27 protein-coding genes and 1 pseudogene are annotated in these 25270 nt (G+C 37.6%); 27 read left to right on the top strand and 1 reads right to left on the bottom strand.

The features are described from left to right. Positions 1-143 precede the first annotated feature (143 nt). From ACODS7_RS23930 to ACODS7_RS23900, 7 genes are all read left to right on the top strand, one after another. Positions 144-386, top strand: coding sequence for a hypothetical protein (locus tag ACODS7_RS23930; protein WP_086387423.1), 243 nt, complete (start codon positions 144-146; stop codon positions 384-386). Positions 387-556: 170 nt separating this feature from the next. Beyond that, the gene (locus ACODS7_RS23925; protein ID WP_243168186.1) at positions 557-838 is read left to right on the top strand and encodes a hypothetical protein; all 282 of its coding nucleotides are present in this window, start codon (positions 557-559) and stop codon (positions 836-838) included. Positions 839-1706: 868 nt separating this feature from the next. After that, positions 1707-2024 (top strand): transglycosylase, encoded by a 318-nt coding sequence (locus tag ACODS7_RS23920; RefSeq protein WP_243168185.1) that lies wholly within the window; start codon positions 1707-1709, stop codon positions 2022-2024. A gap of 16 nt (positions 2025-2040) precedes the next feature. Beyond that, positions 2041-2238, top strand: coding sequence for a hypothetical protein (locus tag ACODS7_RS23915; protein WP_243168187.1), 198 nt, complete (start codon positions 2041-2043; stop codon positions 2236-2238). Between the two features lie 27 nt (positions 2239-2265). Beyond that, complete coding sequence (locus tag ACODS7_RS23910) at positions 2266-2547, top strand: AbrB/MazE/SpoVT family DNA-binding domain-containing protein (protein ID WP_243168184.1); 282 nt, start codon at positions 2266-2268, stop codon at positions 2545-2547. 1 nt (position 2548) lies between these two features. Beyond that, positions 2549-2746 (top strand): hypothetical protein, encoded by a 198-nt coding sequence (locus ACODS7_RS23905; protein WP_243168183.1) that lies wholly within the window; start codon positions 2549-2551, stop codon positions 2744-2746. A gap of 26 nt (positions 2747-2772) precedes the next feature. Then, the gene (locus ACODS7_RS23900; protein ID WP_243168182.1) at positions 2773-2940 is read left to right on the top strand and encodes a hypothetical protein; all 168 of its coding nucleotides are present in this window, start codon (positions 2773-2775) and stop codon (positions 2938-2940) included. 59 nt (positions 2941-2999) lie between these two features. On the opposite strand, the gene ACODS7_RS23895 is transcribed toward ACODS7_RS23900, so the two are convergent. Further along, positions 3000-4190, bottom strand: a complete 1191-nt coding sequence (locus tag ACODS7_RS23895) for a protein kinase family protein (protein ID WP_243168181.1) — start codon at positions 4188-4190, stop codon at positions 3000-3002. A gap of 356 nt (positions 4191-4546) precedes the next feature. Here ACODS7_RS23895 and ACODS7_RS23890 point away from each other — a divergent pair, with 356 nt between their 5' ends. The 20 genes and pseudogenes from ACODS7_RS23890 to ACODS7_RS23795 form a co-directional block, all read left to right on the top strand. Next, complete coding sequence (locus ACODS7_RS23890) at positions 4547-4927, top strand: hypothetical protein (RefSeq protein WP_050821841.1); 381 nt, start codon at positions 4547-4549, stop codon at positions 4925-4927. Positions 4928-5641: 714 nt separating this feature from the next. After that, positions 5642-6070, top strand: coding sequence for a phBC6A51 family helix-turn-helix protein (locus tag ACODS7_RS23885; protein ID WP_001086032.1), 429 nt, complete (start codon positions 5642-5644; stop codon positions 6068-6070). A 16-nt stretch (positions 6071-6086) separates the two neighbouring features. Next, positions 6087-7802 carry a phage terminase large subunit gene (terL, locus tag ACODS7_RS23880; protein ID WP_243168180.1) on the top strand — a complete coding sequence of 572 codons (1716 nt, stop codon included), beginning with the start codon at positions 6087-6089 and terminating at the stop codon, positions 7800-7802. Between the two features lie 16 nt (positions 7803-7818). Further along, positions 7819-9335, top strand: a pseudogene (locus tag ACODS7_RS23875) (phage portal protein). 73 nt (positions 9336-9408) lie between these two features. After that, on the top strand, positions 9409-10173 hold the full coding sequence (locus tag ACODS7_RS23870) for a phage scaffolding protein (protein WP_243168177.1): 765 nt from the start codon (positions 9409-9411) through the stop codon (positions 10171-10173). A gap of 60 nt (positions 10174-10233) precedes the next feature. Beyond that, positions 10234-11358 (top strand): SU10 major capsid protein, encoded by a 1125-nt coding sequence (locus ACODS7_RS23865; RefSeq protein WP_243168176.1) that lies wholly within the window; start codon positions 10234-10236, stop codon positions 11356-11358. Between the two features lie 49 nt (positions 11359-11407). Beyond that, complete coding sequence (locus ACODS7_RS23860; protein WP_243168175.1) at positions 11408-11632, top strand: head fiber protein; 225 nt, start codon at positions 11408-11410, stop codon at positions 11630-11632. Between the two features lie 28 nt (positions 11633-11660). Then, positions 11661-12002 carry a hypothetical protein gene (locus ACODS7_RS23855; protein ID WP_025118134.1) on the top strand — a complete coding sequence of 114 codons (342 nt, stop codon included), beginning with the start codon at positions 11661-11663 and terminating at the stop codon, positions 12000-12002. 4 nt (positions 12003-12006) lie between these two features. Next, entirely contained in the window at positions 12007-12813 is an 807-nt protein-coding gene (locus tag ACODS7_RS23850; protein ID WP_243168174.1) for a hypothetical protein, read from the top strand. 3 nt (positions 12814-12816) lie between these two features. After that, complete coding sequence (locus tag ACODS7_RS23845; RefSeq protein WP_243168173.1) at positions 12817-13191, top strand: hypothetical protein; 375 nt, start codon at positions 12817-12819, stop codon at positions 13189-13191. Then, the gene (locus tag ACODS7_RS23840; RefSeq protein ID WP_243168172.1) at positions 13191-13550 is read left to right on the top strand and encodes a hypothetical protein; all 360 of its coding nucleotides are present in this window, start codon (positions 13191-13193) and stop codon (positions 13548-13550) included. The genes ACODS7_RS23845 and ACODS7_RS23840 overlap by 1 nt, the downstream gene beginning before the upstream one ends. A gap of 2 nt (positions 13551-13552) precedes the next feature. Beyond that, complete coding sequence (locus ACODS7_RS23835; protein ID WP_243168171.1) at positions 13553-13960, top strand: hypothetical protein; 408 nt, start codon at positions 13553-13555, stop codon at positions 13958-13960. Between the two features lie 13 nt (positions 13961-13973). Then, a complete protein-coding gene (locus tag ACODS7_RS23830; protein WP_000852561.1) occupies positions 13974-14477 on the top strand; it encodes a phage major tail protein, TP901-1 family in 504 nt (167 codons plus the stop codon). Between the two features lie 50 nt (positions 14478-14527). Beyond that, positions 14528-14869 (top strand): hypothetical protein, encoded by a 342-nt coding sequence (locus ACODS7_RS23825; protein WP_000355284.1) that lies wholly within the window; start codon positions 14528-14530, stop codon positions 14867-14869. Next, on the top strand, positions 14866-15084 hold the full coding sequence (locus ACODS7_RS23820) for a hypothetical protein (RefSeq protein ID WP_000777416.1): 219 nt from the start codon (positions 14866-14868) through the stop codon (positions 15082-15084). Before ACODS7_RS23825 ends, ACODS7_RS23820 begins: the two co-directional genes overlap by 4 nt. A gap of 70 nt (positions 15085-15154) precedes the next feature. After that, positions 15155-15532: a tail assembly chaperone gene (locus ACODS7_RS23815; RefSeq protein ID WP_000818630.1), complete on the top strand. Its 378-nt coding sequence runs from the start codon at positions 15155-15157 to the stop codon at positions 15530-15532. 89 nt (positions 15533-15621) lie between these two features. Beyond that, positions 15622-15876 carry a hypothetical protein gene (locus ACODS7_RS23810; protein WP_243168170.1) on the top strand — a complete coding sequence of 85 codons (255 nt, stop codon included), beginning with the start codon at positions 15622-15624 and terminating at the stop codon, positions 15874-15876. A 36-nt stretch (positions 15877-15912) separates the two neighbouring features. Beyond that, entirely contained in the window at positions 15913-19809 is a 3897-nt protein-coding gene (locus tag ACODS7_RS23805) for a phage tail tape measure protein (RefSeq protein WP_373371769.1), read from the top strand. Positions 19810-19823: 14 nt separating this feature from the next. Next, complete coding sequence (locus ACODS7_RS23800) at positions 19824-21320, top strand: distal tail protein Dit (RefSeq protein WP_243168168.1); 1497 nt, start codon at positions 19824-19826, stop codon at positions 21318-21320. Continuing rightward, positions 21317-25270: phage tail spike protein (locus tag ACODS7_RS23795; protein ID WP_488827727.1), on the top strand; the 3954-nt coding region annotated here is incomplete at its 3' end. The genes ACODS7_RS23800 and ACODS7_RS23795, both read left to right, overlap by 4 nt.

Genomic DNA, 25270 nt, shown 5'->3' with positions numbered 1-25270 from the left:
TTTTATCAAGCTGCCTAATGAAATAACCGTGTCTAACTTTTAGGGGTCACTTCAACTGCTCATGTAAAAAAATCGGAGAAAGATAACAATGTATCTACAGTATTAACGGAATATTGGATTTTATTCAGGGGAGGAAGAGAAAAATGAAATACCATGAGTTATTTAATACATTAAAACCGAAACAAGTAGCAAAAAGAGAATTCCAAGAAGAATTTTCATGTAACGACAGAATCATAGCTATTTTCTTTGATGGAGAACATTATGGTTATTTAACAGACGAATTAGATATTGAATATGGCGTTATTGTATGCAATAACATGGTACATGAATCTGAATGGGAATTAACAGAAGAATACAATGAACATTTGAAATGTATTTTCGAATAAAATAATCCTTTTATAAAAAAGGTGATGAAAAATAAAAAAGCAGCTAGCAAAAGCTAACTGCTCGGCCCCTATATAAAAAAATGATGCTAAGTGTAAGGTTGATTCGTGACAAATGGGGGCCTATGTCTATTATTAACGAAACATTGAATTTTATTCAAGGAGGAACGGATATGAAATACTTTGAGTTTGATAAACATGAATATTATGCGTTAATTGTGGTGGATGGAGATGCAGATAAAGCAATTGAAGTATATGTAGAAAATGTTGGAGGTGATAGTGTAGAACAGGTTAGAGAAGAAGGGCTTCCTTCAGAAATTACTAGAGAACAAGCTCGCAAGATATTTACAAACGCACTAAATGCAATATGTTCAACTGAGAAAAAACATACATGGGAAGAAGAGTTTAATGAATATAAAGATGCTCCAATTATAATCGACGGTTCATTAATGTAAAAGAGCAGCTAGCAAAAGCTAACTGCTCCACAGAAAAACATTAAGAAGGAAGTTCAGAACTCAAATGTATTTATAGTATGGACATAATTTGATGATTTATTCAGAAAAAATTATAAAGAGCAACCATTTAGGTTGCTCTACAGATAGGAGGTAACCCAGTGAATAAAATGAACACGTTAAAAATGTATGTAACAAATAGAAAAATAAGAACAAAAAAGCAGCTAACAAAAGCTAACTGCTTTGGTGAATAAGAAGAACACAATGGTTATTCTTATTCAACCTTGGTGTATTTATATTGTTAACAATTTTTGGGGATTTATTTAAAAAAAGAGCAGCTAGTACAAACTAGCCGCCAAGCCCTCGGGTATGAAGGGAAGTTAGAAACTGTATTTACATTATTGACGAAATATTGGGTTTTATTCAGGTAGTAGAAATAGTATATGTACAAAATGTCGACGGAATTAGATATAAAATAGCAGAGTTGCAGCGTAGCAAGATAAAACTGAAATGACAGAAAATAGGTTTTTAAGTTTCCGGCGTTCTTGTTCATTCTGGGTAACAAACGAAATATATTTTCGTATTCCAAATGTTAGTATCCAAACGCCAAATGTTAATCCAACTATCCCAACGAAAAACTGAGGGTTTGGAAATGAAGTATGATTCATAGCAGATAAAAGTAAAATTTTAATGGATAAATAACAAAATGTTGTTAAAAGAGAGCAATATATGATGGCGATAATCCATTTATTTATAATAGTGACCTCCTTTTATGTAAGTTGAAACTAGTATATCATGAGGAACTTTTAATTGTATGTAATGAAAAAACTGAACAAAATAATCATTTTGGCAGAAGGGAGTATCTAATGCTATGAAACCCGTAAAAGCGAAATGTGAAGTATGTGAGCACGTGTTTCGTGTCCAGAGGCTCGTAGCGCGAATATCAAACCGTGTGGACAAGCACTATTTCATTTGTCCAAGCTGTAAAACAGAATTTGTAAGTTATTATTCGAACCGTGAAATGAGACAGTTGCAGAAAGAAATTTCGAAATTATACAACGGTTTCCGTAAATGTTATTCAAAAGAACAGGCAGAAGTGATTCAGGCAAAAATCGATAAAAAGGATTTAGAGTTTAAGTGGTTACGAGATAAATTACGAACGGAAATTGAAAATGATTTACCAAAATAAAGGGGGATAAAGTTATATGACTATACCTAAACAATTAATGATTGGTAGCGTTCCGTACGATGTGGAAGTCGTAAAAGGATGGCTTGAAGAAAGAGAAAACGGAGAAGTAAGAATTGCTGAAGTAACGGATCACGAACAACAAATCAAGATTTCGAACAACGTGGTTCATCTGTGTAATATTCATTGGTTTGGCGAGTGTTATAGAAACAAATAAGAAGTAAGGAAAAGGAGCTGAAGAAAAATGAAATCAACAGGTATCATTCGTAACATCGACCCACTAGGACGAATTGTAGTTCCAATGGAATTACGCCGTACATTAGGTATCCAGGTAAAGGATCCGATGGAGATTTTCGTAGATGGTGAATTTATTATTCTACAAAAATATAATATTAATAAATCTTGCCAAATTACAGGAGAGGTTTCAGAAGAAAATATTGAACTAGCTGGCGGTAAACTCGTGCTAAGTCCTGAAGGGGTTGATCAGGTATTAGCAGAACTCGAAGCAAGTTTGAAGGGGGGATAAAATGAGCGAACCTAATAAGCAATATACAAATATCGAACTGGAAATGATTTTGGATAACTTTGTAAAGGCGTTACCTATGCAAATGCGTATGCAGCGTGAAATGTCTAAAATATATAAAGCACGTTTCGATGCACTTGTTTCAGAAGGTTTTACGGAACAACAAGCTCTAGAAATCGTGAAATCACGTGGTATAGAGTGAAAGGTTCCGAAGCGATCTTACGAGCGATGCACCAGGTAGGAGGAGAAATTCCAGCTACGCAGTTCGATACGTGGCTGGGACAACTCTCTCAGTTAGGACTACTGGAGCAAGTCACGAAAGATGATAAGCATGTTTATTATTACCGGCTTACGGATAACGCAAGACAGTTTTTAGCGAAGAAGGGTGTGGTGTAACTATATTACTTAGTGTTAGTAGTATATGCTTTCTTCATTTGGGGCAAGTGGATGCTACTTTAAAGAGTAGACAAGAAATGTTTAAAAGCATGACGCATTTCTGTGACGTTTGCAAATCGTTCCTCAATTTTAATAGAAGTTCCTGTTTTAATAAAAGTTCGAAACTCATCATTTGTAAAAGAGTCCATTTTTGTCTTACCTGTAATTATGAAATATATCAGCCTGGTTAATGCATAAATTTCGTGCCTAATCTCATAATTTGCAAACCCAGTTACTCCGAGGTATGGATCATTAAAAATACCTTTTATTTCGGTATTTAGGTTAGTTAAATAGCTTTGTTCTAATTTTACTAGTCCAAAATCTGAAACTTTAATAATTTCTGTACCATCGTAAATTTTTATTAGTATATTTGTAGGGCTTATATCCCTATGTAATACTTTTTTACTATGAATGTATATAAAGGCTTTAAAAATTTGCTGAATTAGGTTTATTCTTTTTGAAATATCTAAATTATTATTGTTTTTTGTGATATAAGAATATAATGACTCGTTAGCATATTCCATTATGTATTGTCGATTTTTTTCATCAAATTTAAATACTTCAAGAATGTATGGTGATTTTAATTTTTTCATTTCTTTAAACTCAGTACGAAAGCGATTATATTCATTATCTGTAAGGTCTTTATGAGCCTTCTTAACAGCAAAAAAACGATTGTAAAAGGGATCTTTATATTTATGAACGGTTGCATAAGAACCTTCTCCTATTGCTTTCATTGGGAAATTAGTCTGCTCTGTAGGCGTCTCTTTTGTAACAACATTTATTAATTCAAATAACGGATGTGTTTCAATAATATTTATTTTTTCGAAATCATTAGGTATTTTACTACCTCTGTATGTTTGTAAAAATTCAATACAATTAATTAAGGTAGATTTATATTTTTTGTGGAGTCCAAATGCGTATTTTGAATTTTCTAGGTTTTTTTGAAAGGCAATTAATTCATCTATCAAATCAATAAAATCTCTACTTTCTTCAGCAGGGAAATATCTAGAATCAATTTTGCTATTCAAAGTTTTAAAAGTCGAATTGATTTGAAAATGGTACCCTGAAAAGATAAGTTTTAGTGGTAAAGGAGCGTCTTCATAAAAATCTGAGTATCTTTCAAGTTGAATATCTGTAAGATACCAGCGCTCGATGAGATCATCGCAAGCATTTTCTAAATATATTAGTACACCATCTTTTACTGAAACCATTGTTTACCTCCATATGAAGTTTTATGTATTTTACTTAAAATACTATCAAATATAGTCAAAAATTGCGATTGGAATTATAAAGGTATCTTGAGAAATTAAAGCTGTTCACACGAAAATAAAAATATATAAAAGAAAAATTTTTAAGAGGGGGTCTAATACACTACAGTACTTAAAAAAGAAAAAGAAAATAAAAAAGACCCCCCCTTAAAAAAATATACCTTATATATATAATATAAAACTAATAATTATATATTATATATAGTATTATTTATTAATAGTTATATAGTATGTAATACTATTAATGGTTTAAGATGTTTGTTTTAGGGGGTTGATTTTCTGAGTCAGGAGGTTTGGAGATGACCAGAATTGACGGCTATGTTTCAAAGAAGACAATACGACTATGGCTGGAGAATTATGAATCACTGGCTGTAGGTGATCGGTTCCCTGATGCCCCGCCTAGCTTTACGGGACCTGGTGCACTGGATGGGAAAGGTGATGGACGGTTGAATAAGATTGTGCTGGATCAGGCGATTAAACAATTACCGAAGAACATGAAATATATAGTGCTTGCTCGTTATGTGTACAAGATTCCTAGAAAGAATACATTACGGACTATGAATATCACTGCGAAAGTATATTACACACGCTGTAGACAAGCCGTGGATTTATTACACATGAGTATTAACGGTGACATGGTTGGCATAAGAAGTTTAATAAAAAAGTTGTACGAGGCTTGACAAGATGTGGTCATAGTAGGTACAATTTATGTTAGGATGGTGAAATTGTGTCCTACTCCAGTACTAAATAATACGCATAGCCATGAGGCCCGTCATTGGGGTATCATGGCTATTTTTATGTCCGTTGGATTGGGCTGATTGTAGGGTATATAGTAGGTAGGAAATAGGAAAAGCTGTGTTGCATACTATGAACTGTAGGCAACGCGAAAGAGGAACCTTAGGGTAATTTCTCCAGTCGCTCTCTTCTGGAGAAGAAGGTCCTTCGAAACTCAGGGGGCCATGATTTAATGTTCAGTTAGTTAATAAGGTGAAGCTTATGCATTAATTCAAGTGATTGAGGCAATGTGTACAGCTTACAAGCGTTGATATAACAACGATGTATAAGAATTGTATATCGGTTACGTATTGAAAAAAAGAAAGAATCATTGATATCAATGGATTTCACTTCTATGTAGTTTACATAACCAATGTTATAGGCAGTCATTATTAATACGATATTCATCGTTATTCAAAATAGGTATTTTAGATTATTAAACATTTGGTTTTGTTTTAATCCCCCGGGGGAGGTCAAATCTGGTGAGGGGCTGGCAGGCGCTCGTAACGTTCCGCCAGAATTTTTAAACTCGGGGGGCTATACAAAATATACGAATTTCAAGGCAATCGATACTAAATCGGTTGCCTTTTTCTATTTCACGAAGAAAGGGGAGCGAAATGATGGCGAAGTTAGACGAATTAAAGCAGAAACTTACGGCTAAACAAATTCAAGCGGCGTACCTGCTTGTAGAAAACGAATTGATGGAATCGAACAACGAGGAAAAAAGAACCCAAGACGAAATGGCCAACGAGCTAGGCATAAATCGGACAACGCTTTGGGAGTGGCGAACTAAGAACCAGGACTTCATTGCATTCAAGAGTGAAGTGGCCGACAGTTTCCTTGCAGAGAAGCGCGAGCAGGTGTACAGCAAGTTAATGCAGTTAATTTTAGGGCCGCAACCGAGTGTAAAAGCCATGCAGTTGTATATGCAGCGATTCGGTTTACTGACTGATAAGAAAGTAATCGAGGGTGATCTAGGAAATGCGACACGGACAAATGCGGAAATCGAAGAGCAGCTTCAGAAATTAAAAAAATTGACAGGCGAGTAAAAGGAGGGCGGGCTACATGGCATACATAGACGGTAAATGGTTAGCCCGTCAAGAACGTCAGGAACGTATCAATCTTGTAGCAGAAAGAGCGAAGAAATTACAAGAGTTGTACGAAACTGGTGAGGCTACAGAATATTACATGGATACACTACTTGCTGACATCGATGAGTTAGAAAAGTTAAAAAGGGTGCACCGTGGAGAACATGACATGCTGTACTTCATGTATGAGTATTTCTCTGAAGAAGGGAATCCAGGGAATCCAGATAACTTAATCCCAGCTGGAGTAACGATGGATGATGCGGCTGAATTTCACGAAACCTTATGTGGCTTGTTAGATGACATCACAACAGGTAGGGAGAAAAAGAAAAAAGTAGCCTGGAGTGTAGGTCGTGGCCATGCGAAAACCGCATACCTGAGTAATGGTTATTTGTGTCATCAAGTCGTGTATCGATTAAAGCAGTATATTGTTTTGATTTCTGAAACATCTGATGTAGCCGGTGACTTTATATCCTGGGCACGTGATCAGTTAAAGTATAACGAAAAATTACGCGAGGATTTCGGAATCTTACTTTATGAGCAAAAAAGCCGAAATGAAGTAGATAACGACAAAGAATTTGTTACGTTAACGAACACGAAAGTCGAAGCAAAAGGTATAGGGACACAGGTACGTGGTTTACGTCACGGTTCAAAAAGGGTTCAGCTCTACATTTTAGATGATTTGGAGAGTAAAGAAAATACCGCGACGGTTGACTTGATTGCCAAAAACAAACGCTGGTTCAAGGAAGAATTGCTTCCAGGTTTAAGTCGTCAAGAAGGTGCCTGTATCTATATGGGTACCATCGTTTGTTACGACAGTTTGTTGCATCACGTGATTAAAAACCGTCGTGATTTCGTATCGAGATCATTTCCGGCAATCCTAAAATGGTCAGAGCGTGAAGATTTATGGCAAGAATGGCGTGAGATTCGTCAGGTCGATGATCCAGACTCGGCAGATCATGCTCGCGAATTTTATGAACAGAATAAAGAAGAGATGTTAAGTGGTACAAAAACGTTATGGCCATCACATTTCCCTTACATCGATTTGATGGAAATTAGAGAAGATGACGGTACCAAAGCATTTAACCAGGAGTATCTATGTAACCCGACTGACGAGGAAAGACAGATATTTAAACCTAAATATTTCACGTACTGTACTGAAGATGATTTAAAAGACAAAAAACTTTTGTATTACGGAGCGGTTGATTTCGCAATGGGAAAAGAAAAAGGTGACTACAGCGTAGTAGTTACACTTGCGAAAAACGTGGAAACAGGAACGTGCTATATTATCGATATTTTTATGGAGCGTGTGCATCCAAATACGTTGTTAGAAAAGGCTGTAGAATACACGCTGGCATATCAATATGAATCAATCGCTGTAGAGGCACAACAAGCACAGGAGTGGTTTGCTGAGAAAGTTGGGGAAGCGTTGCAGAAGAAAGGGTATCCGTCATCGACTCGCTTAAAACAAATTAAGCAACGTACGAGAAAGGCATTACGTATCGAGTCGTTATTACCAGATATACAGAGCGGTAAATTACGTTTTATGAAACATTTACGTGCTTTATTGGAGCAATTTGAAATGTATCCGATGCATCCGCATGATGATGGTCCGGATGCAGTTCAAATGGCTTTTTCTATTGCATATAAACGTGCAAGACGTAAAGCGGGAACTACAGGGAATTCAAGATATTGAGAAAGGAGGGGCTTGAATGAGAGTACAAGGTGATCGTAATTTTATGAATCCTGTGGAAATTGTAATGCCAGTTCGTACCGCACTTGGCGATTCTGAGTGGACACGCATTATGTCCGAGGTTCGTTTGTATGAGCGTTATGAAGGAGACTTAAACGTATGGTCTGATTATAAAAAACCAGACAATCTTGACTATGAACCTACGAAAATACAACTTGATTATCCTCAAAAAATTGTAAACATGATCGCAGCGTGGCAATTTGAAAAAGAACCGAAAGTCACAGTTCCTCCTGATGTGATAGACGACCCAGCACTTATGATTCAATCAGGATACGAGCCTAGTGAGGAGCAGCAAGCAGAAAACAGTAGAGCGAAAGCGAAAGAAAGGCTATTAACATGGGTTTGGGATGACAATCGAATGCATGAGAAGTTATTAGCAGCAGCAAAAGACAGGGCTATTTCAAAACTGGTGTGTATGCTCGTATTCACTATGATAAACGTCGTGGTGAATTTAAGATTATTTGGCATCCATCCACAGAGGTTATTGCAAAGTATAGCGACTGGGATATAGATCAGCTGGAAGAGATTCATTTTATTGCATGGCTTGATGAAGAACAAACGAAAATGTGGAAGTTATCGTATTACTTAGTTTGGCATGAAGAAGCGGGTGAGTACGACTGTGAAATTGAAGAGGCTGTATACAACGGTGACTTAGAAAAGCAAGAGGATAGGGTTGAGCGCTCATCAATGGGCATCGATTTTATTCCCGTTGTACCTGTACCGACTGAAAAACTAAGTAAACGTACTACAGGTTATAGTGAATTGGAGAAAACGATTGATTTGTCTGATGAAATTGACAAAAAGATGTCCGATTACTCGGATGCGTTACGTTTTGAGATGTTTGCTATTACTTTGTTAACGAATGTAGATGAAGATCCTAAGAATCCCCTTCAAGTTGCACCAGGTGCGAAATGGGATTTAGGTGACAGAGCTGAAGATGCAGGTGAGCCTAGTGCTAAAAAGTTGGAAAGTGGATTCCGATTTAAAGAAACCATTGAAGCTTATCTGGATCGATTGCAGAAACGCCTACATGAAAAAGCTGAGGTACCAATGGTGAACACTGCTGACATGAATACGGGCGGTATAAATGACATGGCGGTACAGCTTTTATTTAGTAATATCATTTCAAAAACACAACGCTCATGGGTGATATGGCAGTCCCGTCTACAAATCTTAAATGAGTATATTTTACGTTATATGAAAGCTAGGGAGGATGACTCCAAATTCAAATACGATAAAGAAATGTTAGCAAAAGTAGATAACTATTATGCTAGTAAGATTATTTTCGGTTTACCGTTACCGCAAGATCAAAAAGCACTTATCGAACAGTTAGGCGATGAAATTTCAAACGAAATCGAATCAATTAAAGGTGCGATTACGAGAAGTGGTAAAGAAAATGCGGAACAAAAGTTCATGGAGATTATGCAAGAGCGGTTGTTGAAAAGACAGTCTCAGGATCCGTATAACGAAAAGTAATACTTGCCTTACGAAATGGCGCTATAAACTTTCGGAAATTATAGCCGACAGGCTCAAAATGGAGGATTTGCAAATGGAATACGCAAAACAAGCTACAGCATTAAATTTTTTTGTAGAACAAGTACAAAAAACACCTAAGTTCCCACTTCGATTAGACCTACAGTTTTTCTCTGATGGTGGTAGTCCTGAGGATGATCCTGATAACAACCCTGGTGATCCTACCAATCTACCTAAATCACAAGAAGAGCTAGATGAACTTGTTAAGAAACGCTTAGAACGTGAACGTAAAAAGTCAGCTGAAAAATACGGCGACTACGATGACGTTAAAGCAAAATTAGCAGAATACGAAAAAGCTGAAGAAGAGCGTAAAAAGCAAGAAATGACGGAAATCGAACGTTTGCAGGCTGAAAAAGAAGAAGCTGACAAAAAGGCACTAGAAGCTTCCGAAGCAGCACAACAAGCGCAGGAAAAAGCAAATGCTCGTATTTTGAACACTGAAATTAAGAGTATTGCCCGTACTTTAGATGCGAATGATCCAGGTGACGTATTGGCGCTTTTAGATAAGTCGACCATTCAAATTGATGAGAATGGAAATTATCAAGGAGTTGAAGAGGCTGTTAATGCGCTAAAGGAAAGCAAACCTTGGATGTTCAAGAAAGTTGTGGGAGCAGATGCGGCTGGTGGCGCGAATCCAGGAACAAATCCGAGAGCGAATGAAATTCTTGCTTTAGAAAAAGAGCTGGAAGAAGCGAAAACAAAAGCGTTAAAAGATTCAAAGTATGCGGGCGAGGTAACTCGTATTTATAACAAGTTGTTAGAAGCAAAATCGAAGAAATAACGGATCGTTGATTAAAAGTCAGCGGTTTTTTAATTTGAAAAATTTGAGGAGGCTACAAATATGCCAGTACCAACTACGTACGAATTTCAACAACAAGTAAGACAAATGCAAGCGAATGTGGATTTAATTCTCACGAAAGCACCTGTTCTTTTCGGGTTAATTGGTGTAGGGGACACTTTAACACAAACTAAATTTGAATGGCAGAACGACTATTTAAACTCTGATACAGGTATTGTAAAAACTGCCGCAGCTGTTGGGGATACGGATCTAGTTTTAGAAAAAGGCGAGGCTCGTAAATTCACTGAAAATGCTCTAGTACAAAACGGCTTAGAAGTGCTACGTGTAGTAAGTATCGATGAAAACGCCGATAAAATCACTGTGCAACGTGGTTACGATAGTACGAAAGCGGAGGCAATTACAGCTGGTGGTGAATTAAAAGTCATCGCAAGACCGAGACCAGAAGGTGAAGATGCTTTCCGTAAGAATGAGATCAATGACCGTTTAGTGTCACATAACTTCTCACAAATTTTTTCAAGATACGCATCTGTTTCACGTACACAACAACAAGTGAACACATACGGCGTATCAAACGAATTAGATTATCAAGTAAATCTGCGTTTACAAGAGATGATTCGTGAAGCGAACACGTCTTTAATTTATGGTCGTAGAAATGGCGGTTCTCCGACACAACCGCGTACTACAGGTGGTTTATTTGCATTTACAGGTATTGAAGGTTCTCATAAGCAAGATTTTAAAGGGAACGAAATCGCGGCTAAACCACTGAATGACGCTGTAGAGCAAGTGTTTACGCGAGGCGGTTCAGCAAACACAATTTTATGTGGACCAAATATCGCGCGACAAATTACAAAGCTTGGTGGTGATACAATTCGTACTACACGCCAAGATACCGCAGCAGGTTACCAAATCTTATCATTTGTTTCCGACTTACCCGGTGGAGCAATTTCTAGTGTGGTAGTCGATTTAAATATGCCTAAAGATCGTGCATTACTTCTTGATACGGAAAAAGTAAAGGCACGTTACTTAACTCCAATTTATGATCAAGATGCTACACCAAATGGCGCTGACTACTTCTCTCGTGTCATTCGTGGGGAATTTGGATTTGAAGTTAAGAATGCGAAAGAGTCTATTGCTGTTCTTGAAAATATCTCTAAAACAATGGCTTAAAAGGTAGCGTGTATGCTACCTTTTTTGTATTTTGAAAGGAGTTTTATGCATGTCTATTTCTGAAAATCAAGCACAACGTTTAAACAGATCGATGCCGATTGCGAAAGACACATCACTTGGCAATATTATTAAAGGTCTTGAAGAAAAAGTAGCTCTAATACCCAAAAAGGTCGATAAACAATCAGATAGTACAGCGACTGACGTAGCGGGTGTAGTGAAAGACTTAAATGCACTTATTGCAAAATTAAAAGCTGCAGGAATCATGATGCCTTAACAAAATACAGTGACGGAGGTGACGCCAAATGAAGGTGTCGGAAAGGCTGGAGAGTCGGTTAGCAAAAGTTCCAAAAGTAACTCCTGAAGACATCGGAAATTGGCTAGCTGAAGCCGAAACTGAGTCAGAATTAACCGAAGAATTAAACGCAAATGCTGTTTTTTATCTTGCTCTGTCATTTGCTTATGAATCGATTGCGGCAGACGCAGCTCGCTATTTTTCTTATACAGATGGTGAAGAATCGGTTGATAAATCGATGGTCTTTGCTAACTATAAGAAATTATCAGCAGATGCGCTTAAAAAATATAGAAAATATAGACGTGGAAAAGGTACTCACCAAACATTTGCTAAGCGAGCAGATGGGAGATGATTACATGAGCGATTCTCAAAAAGATATGGATGAAGTACTTGATGCCATTTCCGAAGAATTTAAAGAGGAGCATGAAAAACAAGTTTCTGATACTGTAAAGACCATTATCCTAATCCGTTTGTTTTTAGTTGATTTATTGAATGACTATCAAAAGGATGGAATCGTGAAGCGTAGTAGGTTAAATGCGTTATTACGAGACCTTACTTTATACGAAAAAGAATTTCGTAAACAAGCAGAGCGGTCATTCCATACATTGATTGAAAACACGTCGGAATGGACCACATCAAAATTATCAGAAGCAGGTTTGGACGTGAAATCTATAGCTACAGTAAATAAGCGAATTATTCAAGGGGTTATAAAAAGACCTGGTGAAGATGGCTTAGTTCTGTCTGATCGTGTATGGAATTTATCTGGAGATATGAGAGATCGATTAAGTAGTGTCATTCGTCCATCTGTATTAAGGGGCGAGAGCATTACAATGATTTCTCAAAAGATAAAGGAAGTACACGACAATGAGAAATGGAAGGTTGAGCGCGTAGCAATTTCTGAGAGTACTAACACGTACCGAGCAGCTACTATACAGAATGGGTTAGAAAGTGAAATTGTGGCAGGTTATCAAATTATTGATAATGGTCACCGTCACAGATATCATTCAAAGCACATGTGTTACAAGCTAGCCAGACGCGATGCGTATGGTTTAGGAGCTGGGAAGTATTCGAAAAATATTCCGGAAAGTCTTATGAATCAATTAATAAGCCCACATCCACAATGTTCGTCACGGCTGAACTATTTAATAAGCGAGGAGGTGTAGCAATTGCTTACTGAAGATGATATTAAAGAGATTCGCGAAAATCGTGAAATGATTGAGCAGGGACGTAGAGAACCGGTGATTTTATACATTAAAGGGGTTTCTGAAAAGGATCCAATTACAGGAGAAGAAATCCAAGGTGACCCCCGAAAAGAAACTGTTCAATTAGTTTGGAAGAAATTCACGTCAGTGGAAAAGACGAAGTTCGCTGATCTCGATGTTAAAAAAGGAGAGGCGCTTGTTACATTTCCTCTTAATGTGGGCTTAGGGAACATTGAAAAAATTGAACGTAAAGGTGTTTTTTACGTTATCGTACTTATCGATGAACGAGGGCTTGGTGGTGTAAACCGTCGTGAGGTCATTGTAAAGAGGGTGATTTGATGAGAATCAGAGTTGTTGTTAAAGGAAAATCAAATGTGTTAAAAGCACATAACCCCAATAGTTACAAAACACCAATTGAGCAAACGGTAGAAAAACATACACGCTTACAAGCTAATCAAGCCTCTAATCGAGCACCGATATTACACGGTCCTTTATCTGAAAGTATTCCTGCAAGTGTAAAGATGGTAGTCGGTGCGAGAATTATTGGTACGTATGGATCTCCTCTTATTTACGCAGCGGTACAAGAATTTACGCACAAAACCAAAAAAGGCTTTATGCGTAAAACAGCATTTGAAGGTGAGCAACCATTTGTTGAGGATATAAACAAAACTGTTCAACGTGTAGCAAAGGGGCATTAATTATGTTGAATGATGTAATGTATTCATTAAAAAAGTCGCTGGACGTTTTTGCACCTACTACATGGATATACGATGGTGTTTCTGTATCAGGAAAAGACAAACCCTTCATTACCATTGAGGATTTGTCAGGAACAATTAGCAGGTATTCAAAGGAGAATTTCTCACGTAATCATCTGATACAAGTAGGTGTGTATGCAGATAAAATTTTTGATAGGAACGATTTGCAAGATAGAATAATTAACCGATTCGAAAAGGGTTCAATTGACTTGTACGATACAAGTAAAAAGAATCCAGAACGAATCGGTTTTTTTTATGCAAAAGTAAAGGATTTTGAACCACTGTCTCAAAAAGACGTTGAGATTTTAACAGCGAAACATTTGAGTTTTATTACTATAACAATCAGAAATTAGAGGGGGACTAAAAATGGCAGAAGTGAAAAAAAGTAATGCACCTGAGTTTAAAGGTGCCGAAACGCTTTACTTGATTGACATTCCGCAACCTGATGGGAAAACTACAAAAACAGTTCGATTTTTTAACCAAACGTCAGGTTCACGATCAATTGAGGCTGGAGAAATCGAGTTGAAAACAAAAGATAAGAGTGGATCTGATTACGGTGACGTAACACAATCAGCTAGCATTGAAGGGATTTGTACTGAAGGTGACGAGGGACTTGATTATGTAGAAGAAGCAATTCTTAATAAAGTTTTAGTAAGAATTCATGAAGTTAACCTACGTAGTGCAACCGCTTCTGAGTTTAAAGTTAAATCAGGAACATACATGTTGAATAGTTTGGAACTTTCTCATGAAAATGAGGAGTACTCAAAGTATTCTATTGGCTTAAAATTAAATGGAAAAATTTCTAAAGGGACGCTTAATAAAGTACCTGAAGGTGCGCCTTCTGGTGATGTAGCTACACCAGGAGCGTAATAGTAAGTCTATTTATTAATAATTAAGAATGTTTATGGGGGTGGGGATTTTTGGATATATCTAAAATCGAAAAAATTGCAATCGCATCTTCAATTCTTTCAACATTCGGAGAGGATGCTTTGGCTCCCCACGTTGATTTAAATCGCTTATCAGAATTATGTGAGGAATCGACTCGAAATTCAACAGCGAGACAATGTGGTGAAGCGACAATTAGTGTTTTAAATAAAATTATTGATAGTTTATCAGAAAAAATGCAAGGGAATGAAGAGGGGATGAAACATAGTCTAGTAACTACCATTAACAACAATAGTAAAACTTCAGTTGTGGATCAAAACGTAGAACGGGTTTTGGTTAGAGCCGATAAACTCGCTATTGAAGGTGATAACAAATGAAATTAAGCAAACAAGAGCAAGCGGTCGTTATAGGCAATACAATTATGATGCTTGGTGGGCATGAAGAGGTAACTAATTATGTCGATCCTCAGAAGTTGGCCAAAGTAAGTGATATTCACAATGAGTTATACGATAATACAACCCCGCGTGAGCGAAGAGAAGCAATGATTAGTTTGCTTAATAAAACAATGGATGAATTTGTGGAAAATAAATAATTAAGATTTGAATAAGCGTTCATATAGACGCTTTTTTATTTTGAACAAAAAATAATTGGAGGTAATTATTATGGCTGAAAAATCATATACGCGTTTCGTAATTAATGGTAAAGAACAAGAACTGAAATTCTGTTTGCAAGCACTGAGATTATTAGATGAAAACGGTGGGCCGATGCAATTCGTTTCTCAAACTATGCAAGGCGGAATTACTAATTTTACGGATGTGGTTTATTACGCACTGATTCATACAAATGAGGGAATCACGTATGAAGCTGTACAGAAAGAGATTGAAAATATGTTTAATGCTGAAAAACTAGACCTTGATGAAATTCTAAAGTACAACAAAGCAGTTGTGCTAAATAGTTTTTTCTTCCAGAAGACAGTGAAGAAACTTCTAGGGACAATGACAGCGGAACAACAGAAATCGTTCGAGAACCTGTACGCATAAATATTGATGAATTGCAAGGTGAGTGTTTTCGTTTTTTTAATATGACCACCTTGCAATCTTGGCGTATTAGTCTTAAGGAGTATCACCTTATGTTGAACGGATATAAGGAACAACTACTTGATAAGTACGAGTTTGCAAGTGTACAAGCTTTGTTTAATCGAAATGCTCAAAGTGAAAAAATCAAGTCATTAGCGGATATATATACCCGTCCAGAAAGTGTTCGTGATATTGAAAAACAAGCAAATGAACGGAAAGAAGTAGTTGAAAAAATTCAAAGAAACGAATCGTTCTTTGATCAAATAGAATCAATGATTAGAAGTCAAATACAAGAAGTGGAAGGGTAGGTGAGGTGAATGAGCCAGAACAAGGTAGAAACTCAGGTGATTGCAGACATATCTAATTTAATAAGTAACCTTGGAAGAGCTACACAAGCATGGAATACATTTTTTCAGCAGATTAGTAGACCACCTCCTATCCCACCAGCACCGCAACCACCGTCACCTCCACCATTACCGCCAGCGCCACCAGCACCACCGCCTCCTGATTATTCAGGGTGGCGTGCTAGATTTCAAGAAGTAGGTAATCAAGCAATTGAAATGGGCCGACGTGTACAGCAAACAGGTCAAACAATGCAAAATGCATTTGGTCCAGCAGCTGCAGCGTCGGCTTTTGCTTTAGGGAGTATGATTCAAAAGTCACGAGAATTTGAATCACAAACTCGTAAAGCGGCAGTTTTAACTGCAGGTGACTACGGTCAAGTAAAGAAAGCGATTCTTGATATGGCAAAGGATTCTGTGTATTCAACAGGGCAGGTAGCAGCGGCTTTCGCTGAAATGGGTGCGAAAGGTTTCGATTCGGCTCAAGCAACGTCCGCATTACCTGGTGTGTTGAGTGCAGCGGCTGCGTCAGGCGAAGACCTGGGGATGGTTGCTGATACGATTACGTCAGCTTTAAACTCATTTGGTATGGAGGCAAGTCAAAGTACACATGTTGCTGATGTTCTAGCAACAGCCGCAAACGCAACGGCTGCAGGTGTAGGGGATATGCAATACGCTTTTAAATATGCGGCGGGTCCAGCAGCTCAATTAGGCATATCGATGGAAGAATTAGCGGCTTCTGTTGGTATTATGTCAAATAGCGGTATTAAAGGGGAGACCGCTGGTACAGCATTACGTGCATCTTTACTACGTTTAGTTAAGCCGCCAAAAGCAGCGGCAAATGAGTTAAAACGGCTTGGCGTATCTATTACGGATCAACAAGGTAATATGAAACCATTGTCTCAAATTATTGGTGAGTTGAAATCAGGAATGGAAGGTATGACAAGTGCACAAAAAGGTGCGGCGTTAGCAACAATATTTGGGACAGAAGCTGTATCAGGTATGATGGCACTTGTAGCAGCGGGACCTGAAAAGATTGAAGCTTTAACACAATCCTTAGTGAAATCGGACGGTGCTTCTAAAAAAGCTGCGGACTCTATGCTTGAAGGATGGGCCGGAGCACTGACGAAAATGGAATCCTCTCTTGATGCTGCAGCACGTGCGTTTACTGATGCATTAGCTCCTGCATTAATGGCTGTAGCTGGAGTAGTTGAAACCTTAGCGAATGCGTTTATGAAATTACCAGCTCCTGTGCAGACGGTGATTGCTTCCGTAGTAGCATTTACTACGGCTTTTTTAGTTATAGCAACGGTAGCGGGTATTGTTATTAACGCAATCGGCGGTGCAATTATCACTCTCGGTCAACTTATGTTATGGATGTCGGGAACATCAAAAGGTGCGGTAATGCTGCGGGCTGCTTTGTCAGCACTGAGAGCCGGATTTGCTTTATTGTTAGGACCGGTTGGTGCGGCTATTGCACTTCTAAGCTTAGTGGGGGTAGCGCTAGTTCAACTATACAAACATAATGAGACTTTTCGAAATGCCGTTAATAATGCGTGGGAATCAATAAAAAGTGGGACAGTAGCGGCCGTTGAAGCTATGAAATCTGCCTTTGATTCTTTAGGTTCTTATCTTGGGACAATACCGGAAAAATTTTCAGCAATGGGTACAGCAATCAGCGCAGCATTAGAGGCAGGGTTAATTAAAGCGGGTCAGGTGTTTTCTGGTTTTGCAACAGCCGTAGAGGTTTCGTTAGCTGTAATAAAATCGAAATTTAGTGAATTTGGTCAGGGAATAAGTGGTGCATCTAGTTCAGCAATATCAGGACTTAGTTCAGCATTTGCTGGAATTGGATCAGCTCTTACTCCAGTAATTGATTTTATCAAAATGTCTTTTTCCTCAATAGGAAATACGATAGCCACTTTAACTCCATTAATTGTACGTTTAGGTTTATCGTTTTTAGGTGTTTCAGGCCCCGTAGGATGGGTAATCGCTATTGTAGCTTCTTTAGGTGCTACGATATTTAAATTGATCAATACAAATGATCAAGTGAAGTCTGCTTTTATGTCGGCTTGGCAGTCTATACAATCGATTTTTAGTTCTGTGATATCTGCGATTTTGCCGGTTATTCAGTCAATAGCTCAAGGGATTACACAAGCATTTGCACCACTTGCTCCTGAATTTGCGAAAACGGGACAAGTTATAGCAGAAAGCTTCGCTACACTGGGACCTGCTCTTTCTGAGCTAGGTGCGGCCTTTGGTGAGTTAGGTTCTACAATAGCTAGTTTGTTTAGTGAAGTAGTACAAGCTGTAGTACCGATAGCACTCGATTTATTCCGTTTGTTCGGAGAAACAATACAAGCCGTGGTACCTTTAGCATCTGATTTATTCAAACTTTTCGGTCAAGTGGTACAAGAAGTAATGCCTATGATTACTGAATTAATTCAGATGTTTGCTGATACGACAATAGAAATTATGCCAGTGATAACGGAGGCTATACAACAAGTAGCTCAAATTTTTACTGAGCTAGCATCTACAGTTTTACCGATATTCGCTCAAGCTTTTCAAACGGCATTCCCTATTATATTACAAGTAATCCAGGCGGCGTTTAGCATAGCAGGAATGTTGATTCAAGGGTTTGGAGAGGTCCTATCAATCATAGCGACGTCAGTGATTCCGATCATCCTTCAGGCAGTACAAGCGGTATTCCCGGTAATAGCTGAGATTATAGCTGCTGCGATTTCCGTTGCGATTCCGATTATTCAATTATTAGGCCAGGTAATCTCTATCATAGCGACTACAGTTATCCCTTTAATTTTACAAATCGTTCAGGCGGTATTCCCGGTAATAGTTTCGATAATTCAAGCGGCGATTCCCGTAGCCACTGCGATACTTGAAGGTCTAGCAACAATAATAAAAGGCGTAGTGATCCCGGCGATTCAATTTATTTTGTCGATTGTCCAGGCAGTTTTTCCCGCTATTATGGGCGTAATAACCTCTGCTATTGGGGTAATCACTAACATAATAAAACTTTTCACTTCAGTTTTAAAAGGAGATTGGAGTGGAGCGTGGAACGCGGTGAAAGGCATTACGTCGAGTGTAATGTCATTAATCGGAAATATCATCCAAGGCGCGATAAATTTAATTTCCGCAGTCGTGACTGGTGGGCTAAATCTAGTGAAATCTATTTTTTCTAGTGTTTTATCAGCGGTAGGTTCTCTAGTAAGTTCAATTTTTTCGGGGATAGGCTCGGTTATTTCATCAACGATGTCTGCAGCGGGTAGCATCATTTCTTCAATTTGGAATGCAGCAAGGTCGGCGACATCTAGTATCTTAAATGCTATCTATAACACAGTGACTCAGATTTTTAATGATGTGAAGTCTTTCTTGAGTGGAATTGACTTAGGGAGCATAGGAAAAAATATGATGCAAGGGCTCTTAAATGGTATAAGCTCAATGGCTGGGGCAATTTGGAATAAAATTACGGACATTGGAAATGGAATTAAAGATAAAATTTCAGGACTTTTATCGATTCACTCACCGAGTCGTTGGTTCAGGGATTTCATTGGTGTCAATATGATGAAAGGTTGGATTAATGGTATTGATGCAATGAAAGGCGCTGTACAAAGAACAACCGAACAAATGACAGAATGGATGAAACCTGAAGCTCTACAAGTAGAGACTGTATACGGAATGCCAAGAGGACTTGGTGCGTACCAGACAGCTAAACCACAAGCAAGCTCAGGAAATACGGATTCCGGAACTGCTTCAAATACTACAGCTAGTGAAAGACAACCCGCGTATATTAATATACAGCTTGGTAGACAAGAGTTTAACAGGTTCGTTGATGATATTACTGGAGAGCAAGAGGCTGTGAAAAAACGGAAAGAAGTATTTTAAAGGAGGGCGGTAGATTGTTAGTTTTTAATGGAATCAATTTAGAAGAATACTTCGCGCAAAAATACGAAAAAGGATTTTTTATGGTTAACGATATAAGAGGTCGCGGAATTTTAAGTGACGAAATTAATGAGTTAACGGTACCTCACCGCCCAGGTTCATATTTTTTAAGTAAAAGGACTCCCAAGAGAGTATTAGAAGTAGATTTCTCTCTTAAGGGGGTCTCTCTTTTTGAACTAAGGAAACGGATAGATGAATTAAATGGTTTATTAGATACAGAAGAACCTGTAAAAATTACCTTCACCGACGAGCCAGATATTGTGTATTACGGGATTAAGGAATCTGTAGCGGAGACTTTAGAAAAATCTAATATTCATCAAGCAACTATTACACTAATATGTCCAATGCCGTATAAGTTAGGAAAAGAGCAAACCGTTGAATTTAAAAAAGATGTTAATGGGTTAGTTGCTAATATCCAAAATAAAGGAACAGTTCATTCTAACCCTATCATTGAAATTGATATTACTAAGCCAAACACTTTTTTAGATGTATGGTTCGGCGGGGTATCTTTAAGTGAACGAGATTACTTTCGTATTGGGATACCGTTAAAAACCGTAGAAAAACCTGTTGAAAGAAATCAAAGGCTTATATGGGATGAAATGGCTACTACGGTCGGATGGAGTAAAGTCAGCTCAATGGAAGATGGGGAACCGGTTGGTGAAATGAAATCGGATAAATATCAATTTTATTGTTCTGATTTTGGGACTGGAACAGGAAAAGGGTGGCACGGTGCAGCTGTTAAAAAAAGTATCCCTGGTGGTCCAGTACAAGACTTTATTATGCAAGCCTATGTTACATGTAAGAGTAAAAAAATTAACGAAATGGGACGAGTTGAGATAGCCATACTCGATGAAAACAGCAAAGTTCTTTCAAAAATTGCCATGAATGATCTTTATTGGCAGGCTGAACAAAATTTTGGAACGATGGTAATTGGATATGATAATAAGCCAGGGAAAACAGGCATGATCTATGAGAGTGGCGATTATCCGAATACATGGAATCAGTATTTTGGACGATTATGGATAGCTAGGACCGGAAATGTATGGGAAGCGTATATTTCAAAATTCCTTCCAGGGACGGAAAAAGATGATTCAGAGCGCTTTGCGAGATGGACTGATAAAGACAATAAACATATGGAAAAAGCAGCTCAAATACAGATTAGTATCATGCAGTGGCAAGATGTACCGCCAGTAGAAGCGATGTCGGTTGCAGATTTGAAATTCTGGAAAGTGAATTTGAATACGAATAACACACCGCCTTATATATTTGATATCGGTGATAAAGTTGTGATTGATACAGAAAGCAGTCATGTCAGTATTGAAGGGAAAAACGCTATTAACATAAAAGAGATTTTCAGTAATTTCCCTGTTATTAATAAAGGTGATAATATACTCGAAATTATGCCATTTGATATCGGAACAGCAAAAGTTAAATATAGGGAGCGATTTAGATGAGAACACCAAGCGGATTACTTCATGTTGTTGATTTTAAAACAGATCAAATTCTATCCGCTATTCAACCAAAGGACTACTGGGAAGATAAACGTCATTGGGAAATCAAGAATAATATTGATATGCTAGAATTCAAAACTTTTGACGGCACTCCACATGCAGTTACATTACAGCAGCAGAACTTAGTTTTAAAGGAAGTTCGTGATGGTCGCATTGTTCCATATGTTATCAATAATGAAGTAGAAAAAGAATCTGATGATAGATCGCTCACTGTACACGCTTCTGGTGCCTGGGTACAAATAGCGAAAGACGGGATTATTAAACCTCAACGGATAGAGAGCGAAACAGTTAATACGTTTATTGATATCGCTCTTGCCGATTCAAAATGGCAACGTGGAATAACTGATTATTCTTCATTCCACACGATGACGATCGATGAATTCATCGATCCCCTCACTTTTTTAAAGAAAATTGCGGCTTTGTTTGAGTTGGAAATACAATATCGTGTTGAAGTATCTGGTTCTCGAATTACTGGATGGTACGTTGATATGATAAAGAAACGAGGAAGAGAAACAGGGAAGGAAATAACTCTGGGAAAAGACTTAGTAGGAGTTAGACGTATTGAACATTCCAGAGATATTTGTACGGCCTTAGTCGGATTTGTACGGGGCGAAGGTGACAAACTTATCACAATTGAGAGCATCAATAACGGAATTCTTTATATAACAGATAGTGATGCCTTTCAACGTTGGAATGCACATGGTAAACATAAATTTGGTTTCTACACGCCAGAAACAGAAGATCAAAATATGACACCGCAACGATTACTGACTTTGATGAAGACGGAATTAAAAAAACGTGTCAATTCTTCAGTTTCGTATGAAGTAGAAGCGCAATCGATTGGACGTATTTTCGGACTTGCACATGAACTAATCAATGAAGGTGATACTATCCGAATTAAGGATACGGGCTTCACGCCTAAGTTATACCTTGAAGCACGGGTAATTGCTGGCGATGAATCTTTTACGGATCCTACACAAGATAAATATGTATTCGGAGACTATCGAGAGATTATAGATTCGAACGAGGAATTACGAAAATTATATAACAAAATGCGTGCTTGGTTAGAGGGGAAGGCTAACAAGGAACTGTTAGAACAACTAGAAAAGTTGGCCGAAGAAGCAAAGAAAGAATCGGGAAAAGCTGTAAAGGAATCACAAGAGGCTAAAGATATATCAGAGCAACTAAAAAAAAATATTGAAAATAATATGATTAACATTATAGAAAGTAAAGAACCACCAACTACTGATCTTAAGCCAAACAAAACGCTATGGCGTGATATTAGTAATGGAAAGCCTGGTATTTTAAAAATATGGACAGGTACAGCTTGGGAATCGGTTGTTCCGGATACAGGACCATTACAAAAAGATATAAAGAATGCACAAACAGAAATTGATACTTTAAAAGAGACAATTGAAGATATACCTGATAAGACTTGGTTAAATCAGCAACTTGAAGGAAAGGCCAACAAAGAGGGTGTTTATACAAAAGATTGGGTAAACGAAAATCTTATTGGAAAGCAAGTGTACGAAACAAACCGTAAAGGTGATATAAAAGTATTAAATGAAACAAAAACGACTGCTGAACGCACAGCTGAAGAAATTAAAAATAAAGCAGAGAAAACGGAGATAACAACTCTAAACGATAATCTTAAACTAGTAAGTCAAACTGCTAATACCGCTAAACAGACTGCCGAAACTAACACTAACACCATTACAGAATTAAAAACTACTGTAAATAATATTTCTGTAGGTTCAATCAATTTAGCTAGCGGTTCAGAAACAGGGTTAAATAAACAGAACATGACTGGAACCTGGTCAGACAGTAAACAAATGACTTTATCGGATAAGGTCAACTATAGAAATAAAATTTTTACTATCTCATTTTTGTTTACTGGTAAAATAACAAAAATCAATACAAATGCTTGGTTTGGCGTAGAAACAGCGATAACGTATGCAGATGGAGAGCAAGAATGGCAATCTGTACGTGCTGACTCGCAATTAAAGATTAATGTGGATTATAAAGACGAACCACTATCAGTTACATTTAGAACAAAAGATAAAGATGTAACTCAAGTTAAATTCTATTACTCTGGGCGCAATATTGATGGGAATTTAAACTCACACCATGCAAAATTTGAAGAAGGTAACATACGAACTACATGGCAACTTTCTAACGATGAAGTTACCTCTAAAGCAGATTTTACCCAAACAACTAATGAAATTCAACAAACAGTAAATACGAACTCAAAAACAATCTCGAAAGTACAACAAGATCAAGGTACAATGCAAACAACTCTAAATGAAGTGAAGCAGACCACAAATTCGAATTCTCTTAATATTAAAACGCTAACAGAAACACAAACAAATCAAGGAAAGCTCATTCAAGAAAACAGGAATGAAATTACGCAAACAAAAGACTCATTAAGTTCAAAGATTTCGGAAAAGCAAATGAAAGCTTATGTAGGGGCACTTGGTAGTATAAATCAATTTTTCAATACAGAGTTTAAGAAAAAAACAGTTGATGCTAATGGCAATATAACAAATGAAGTTGCTAGTACCGATAAATGGACAGTAGCAGGAGTTGTATCAGGTGCTACAGTAACACCAGTAACAGACAGACGTCATGACGGTTATAACTCGGTCAGAATCGCAAATGCGGGGGTTGCAGCAAATAGCTGGACTGGTATTGCTCAAAGTATTGGAACCTCACAAAATAGCGGTGACTACGTATTGTCTGCATGGGTTTATGTAGTAGATAAAAACTTATTAGACCAAGGAGCGTGCGTTAAGCTTCAATTCTTTAATGGTTCAACCGCATTAGGTTATGAGCAAACTGAAATAAAAGAGTTATTAGTTAATGGCTCCTGGATATTAGTTAGTGTAACCATTAAAGCTCCTGACGTTCCTGTAACTCGTTTGCAAGGAGATATATGGGTACGCCGTAATGGCACAATGTGGGTATCTCAACCGCAGCTACAGCAAGGAAAAGAACCATCTGTATACATGCCAAACCCAAAAGACATTACCAACTATAAAGAATTGGTTGACTTAGTTGCAGATAAGGTTGCTAAAAGTGACTTTGATACAGTAACTACAAATATGCAGACAGAAATCCGGCAGAATACCGAGGAAATAGATTTTCGTGCTAAAGCGACTGAAGTGTATTCAAAGACGGATGCGGACAAAAAATTTGCTTATGTTTTAGAAATGGAAGCGGCTTTTAGTTTAACAAATCAAAATATTAATTCTAGGGTTAAAAAAGGCGATGTTATATCCCAGATTAATCAATCAGCTGAGGAAATTCTAATTCAGGGGTCCAGAATTAATCTTATAGGATATGTAACAGCTGAGCATATCAAAGGGAAAGTTTTAGAAGGAGTAACACTTAAAACGAGTGGAAACAGATTTGTTGAAATAAATAAGCAAGACATGAAGATTTTCGATGCAGATAAGCCACGTGGCTATATAGGATTTATGGAAACAAATGATGGAAGTATTCAACCTTCACTCGTCCTTGGTTCTGACAATATTAAATACAGGGGTACAGGATCGTTTTATATTTATCAAGTCATGCCGCGAATTAATGGAGTCGATCAACCTTCTAAAGCATATGCGAAATTTGGGATTTCTAAAGGGGAAAATGCAGAGGGAACTAATATTTGGTCAAACTATATTCAAATGCATAATGACGGTGGACATCTGAGCGTATATTCAGATGGACAATTTCGTTTTCAAAACTTGAATAATATTATTTTTGAATCTGAAGGATGGGCTCCAGGATATGGTTACTTCTCTGTAACTACAACTGAACCACATATTTTTACAAATAACGCTGGGCAGTTTACTTTCAAAAGAAAAGGCAGTGACTATAAAATACATTTCGTAAACGGC

Source organism: Bacillus sp. FG16 (genome assembly GCF_057809515.1).
Note: the sequence above shows the minus strand (reverse complement) of the source record. Positions and strands in the feature narration are given on the sequence as shown.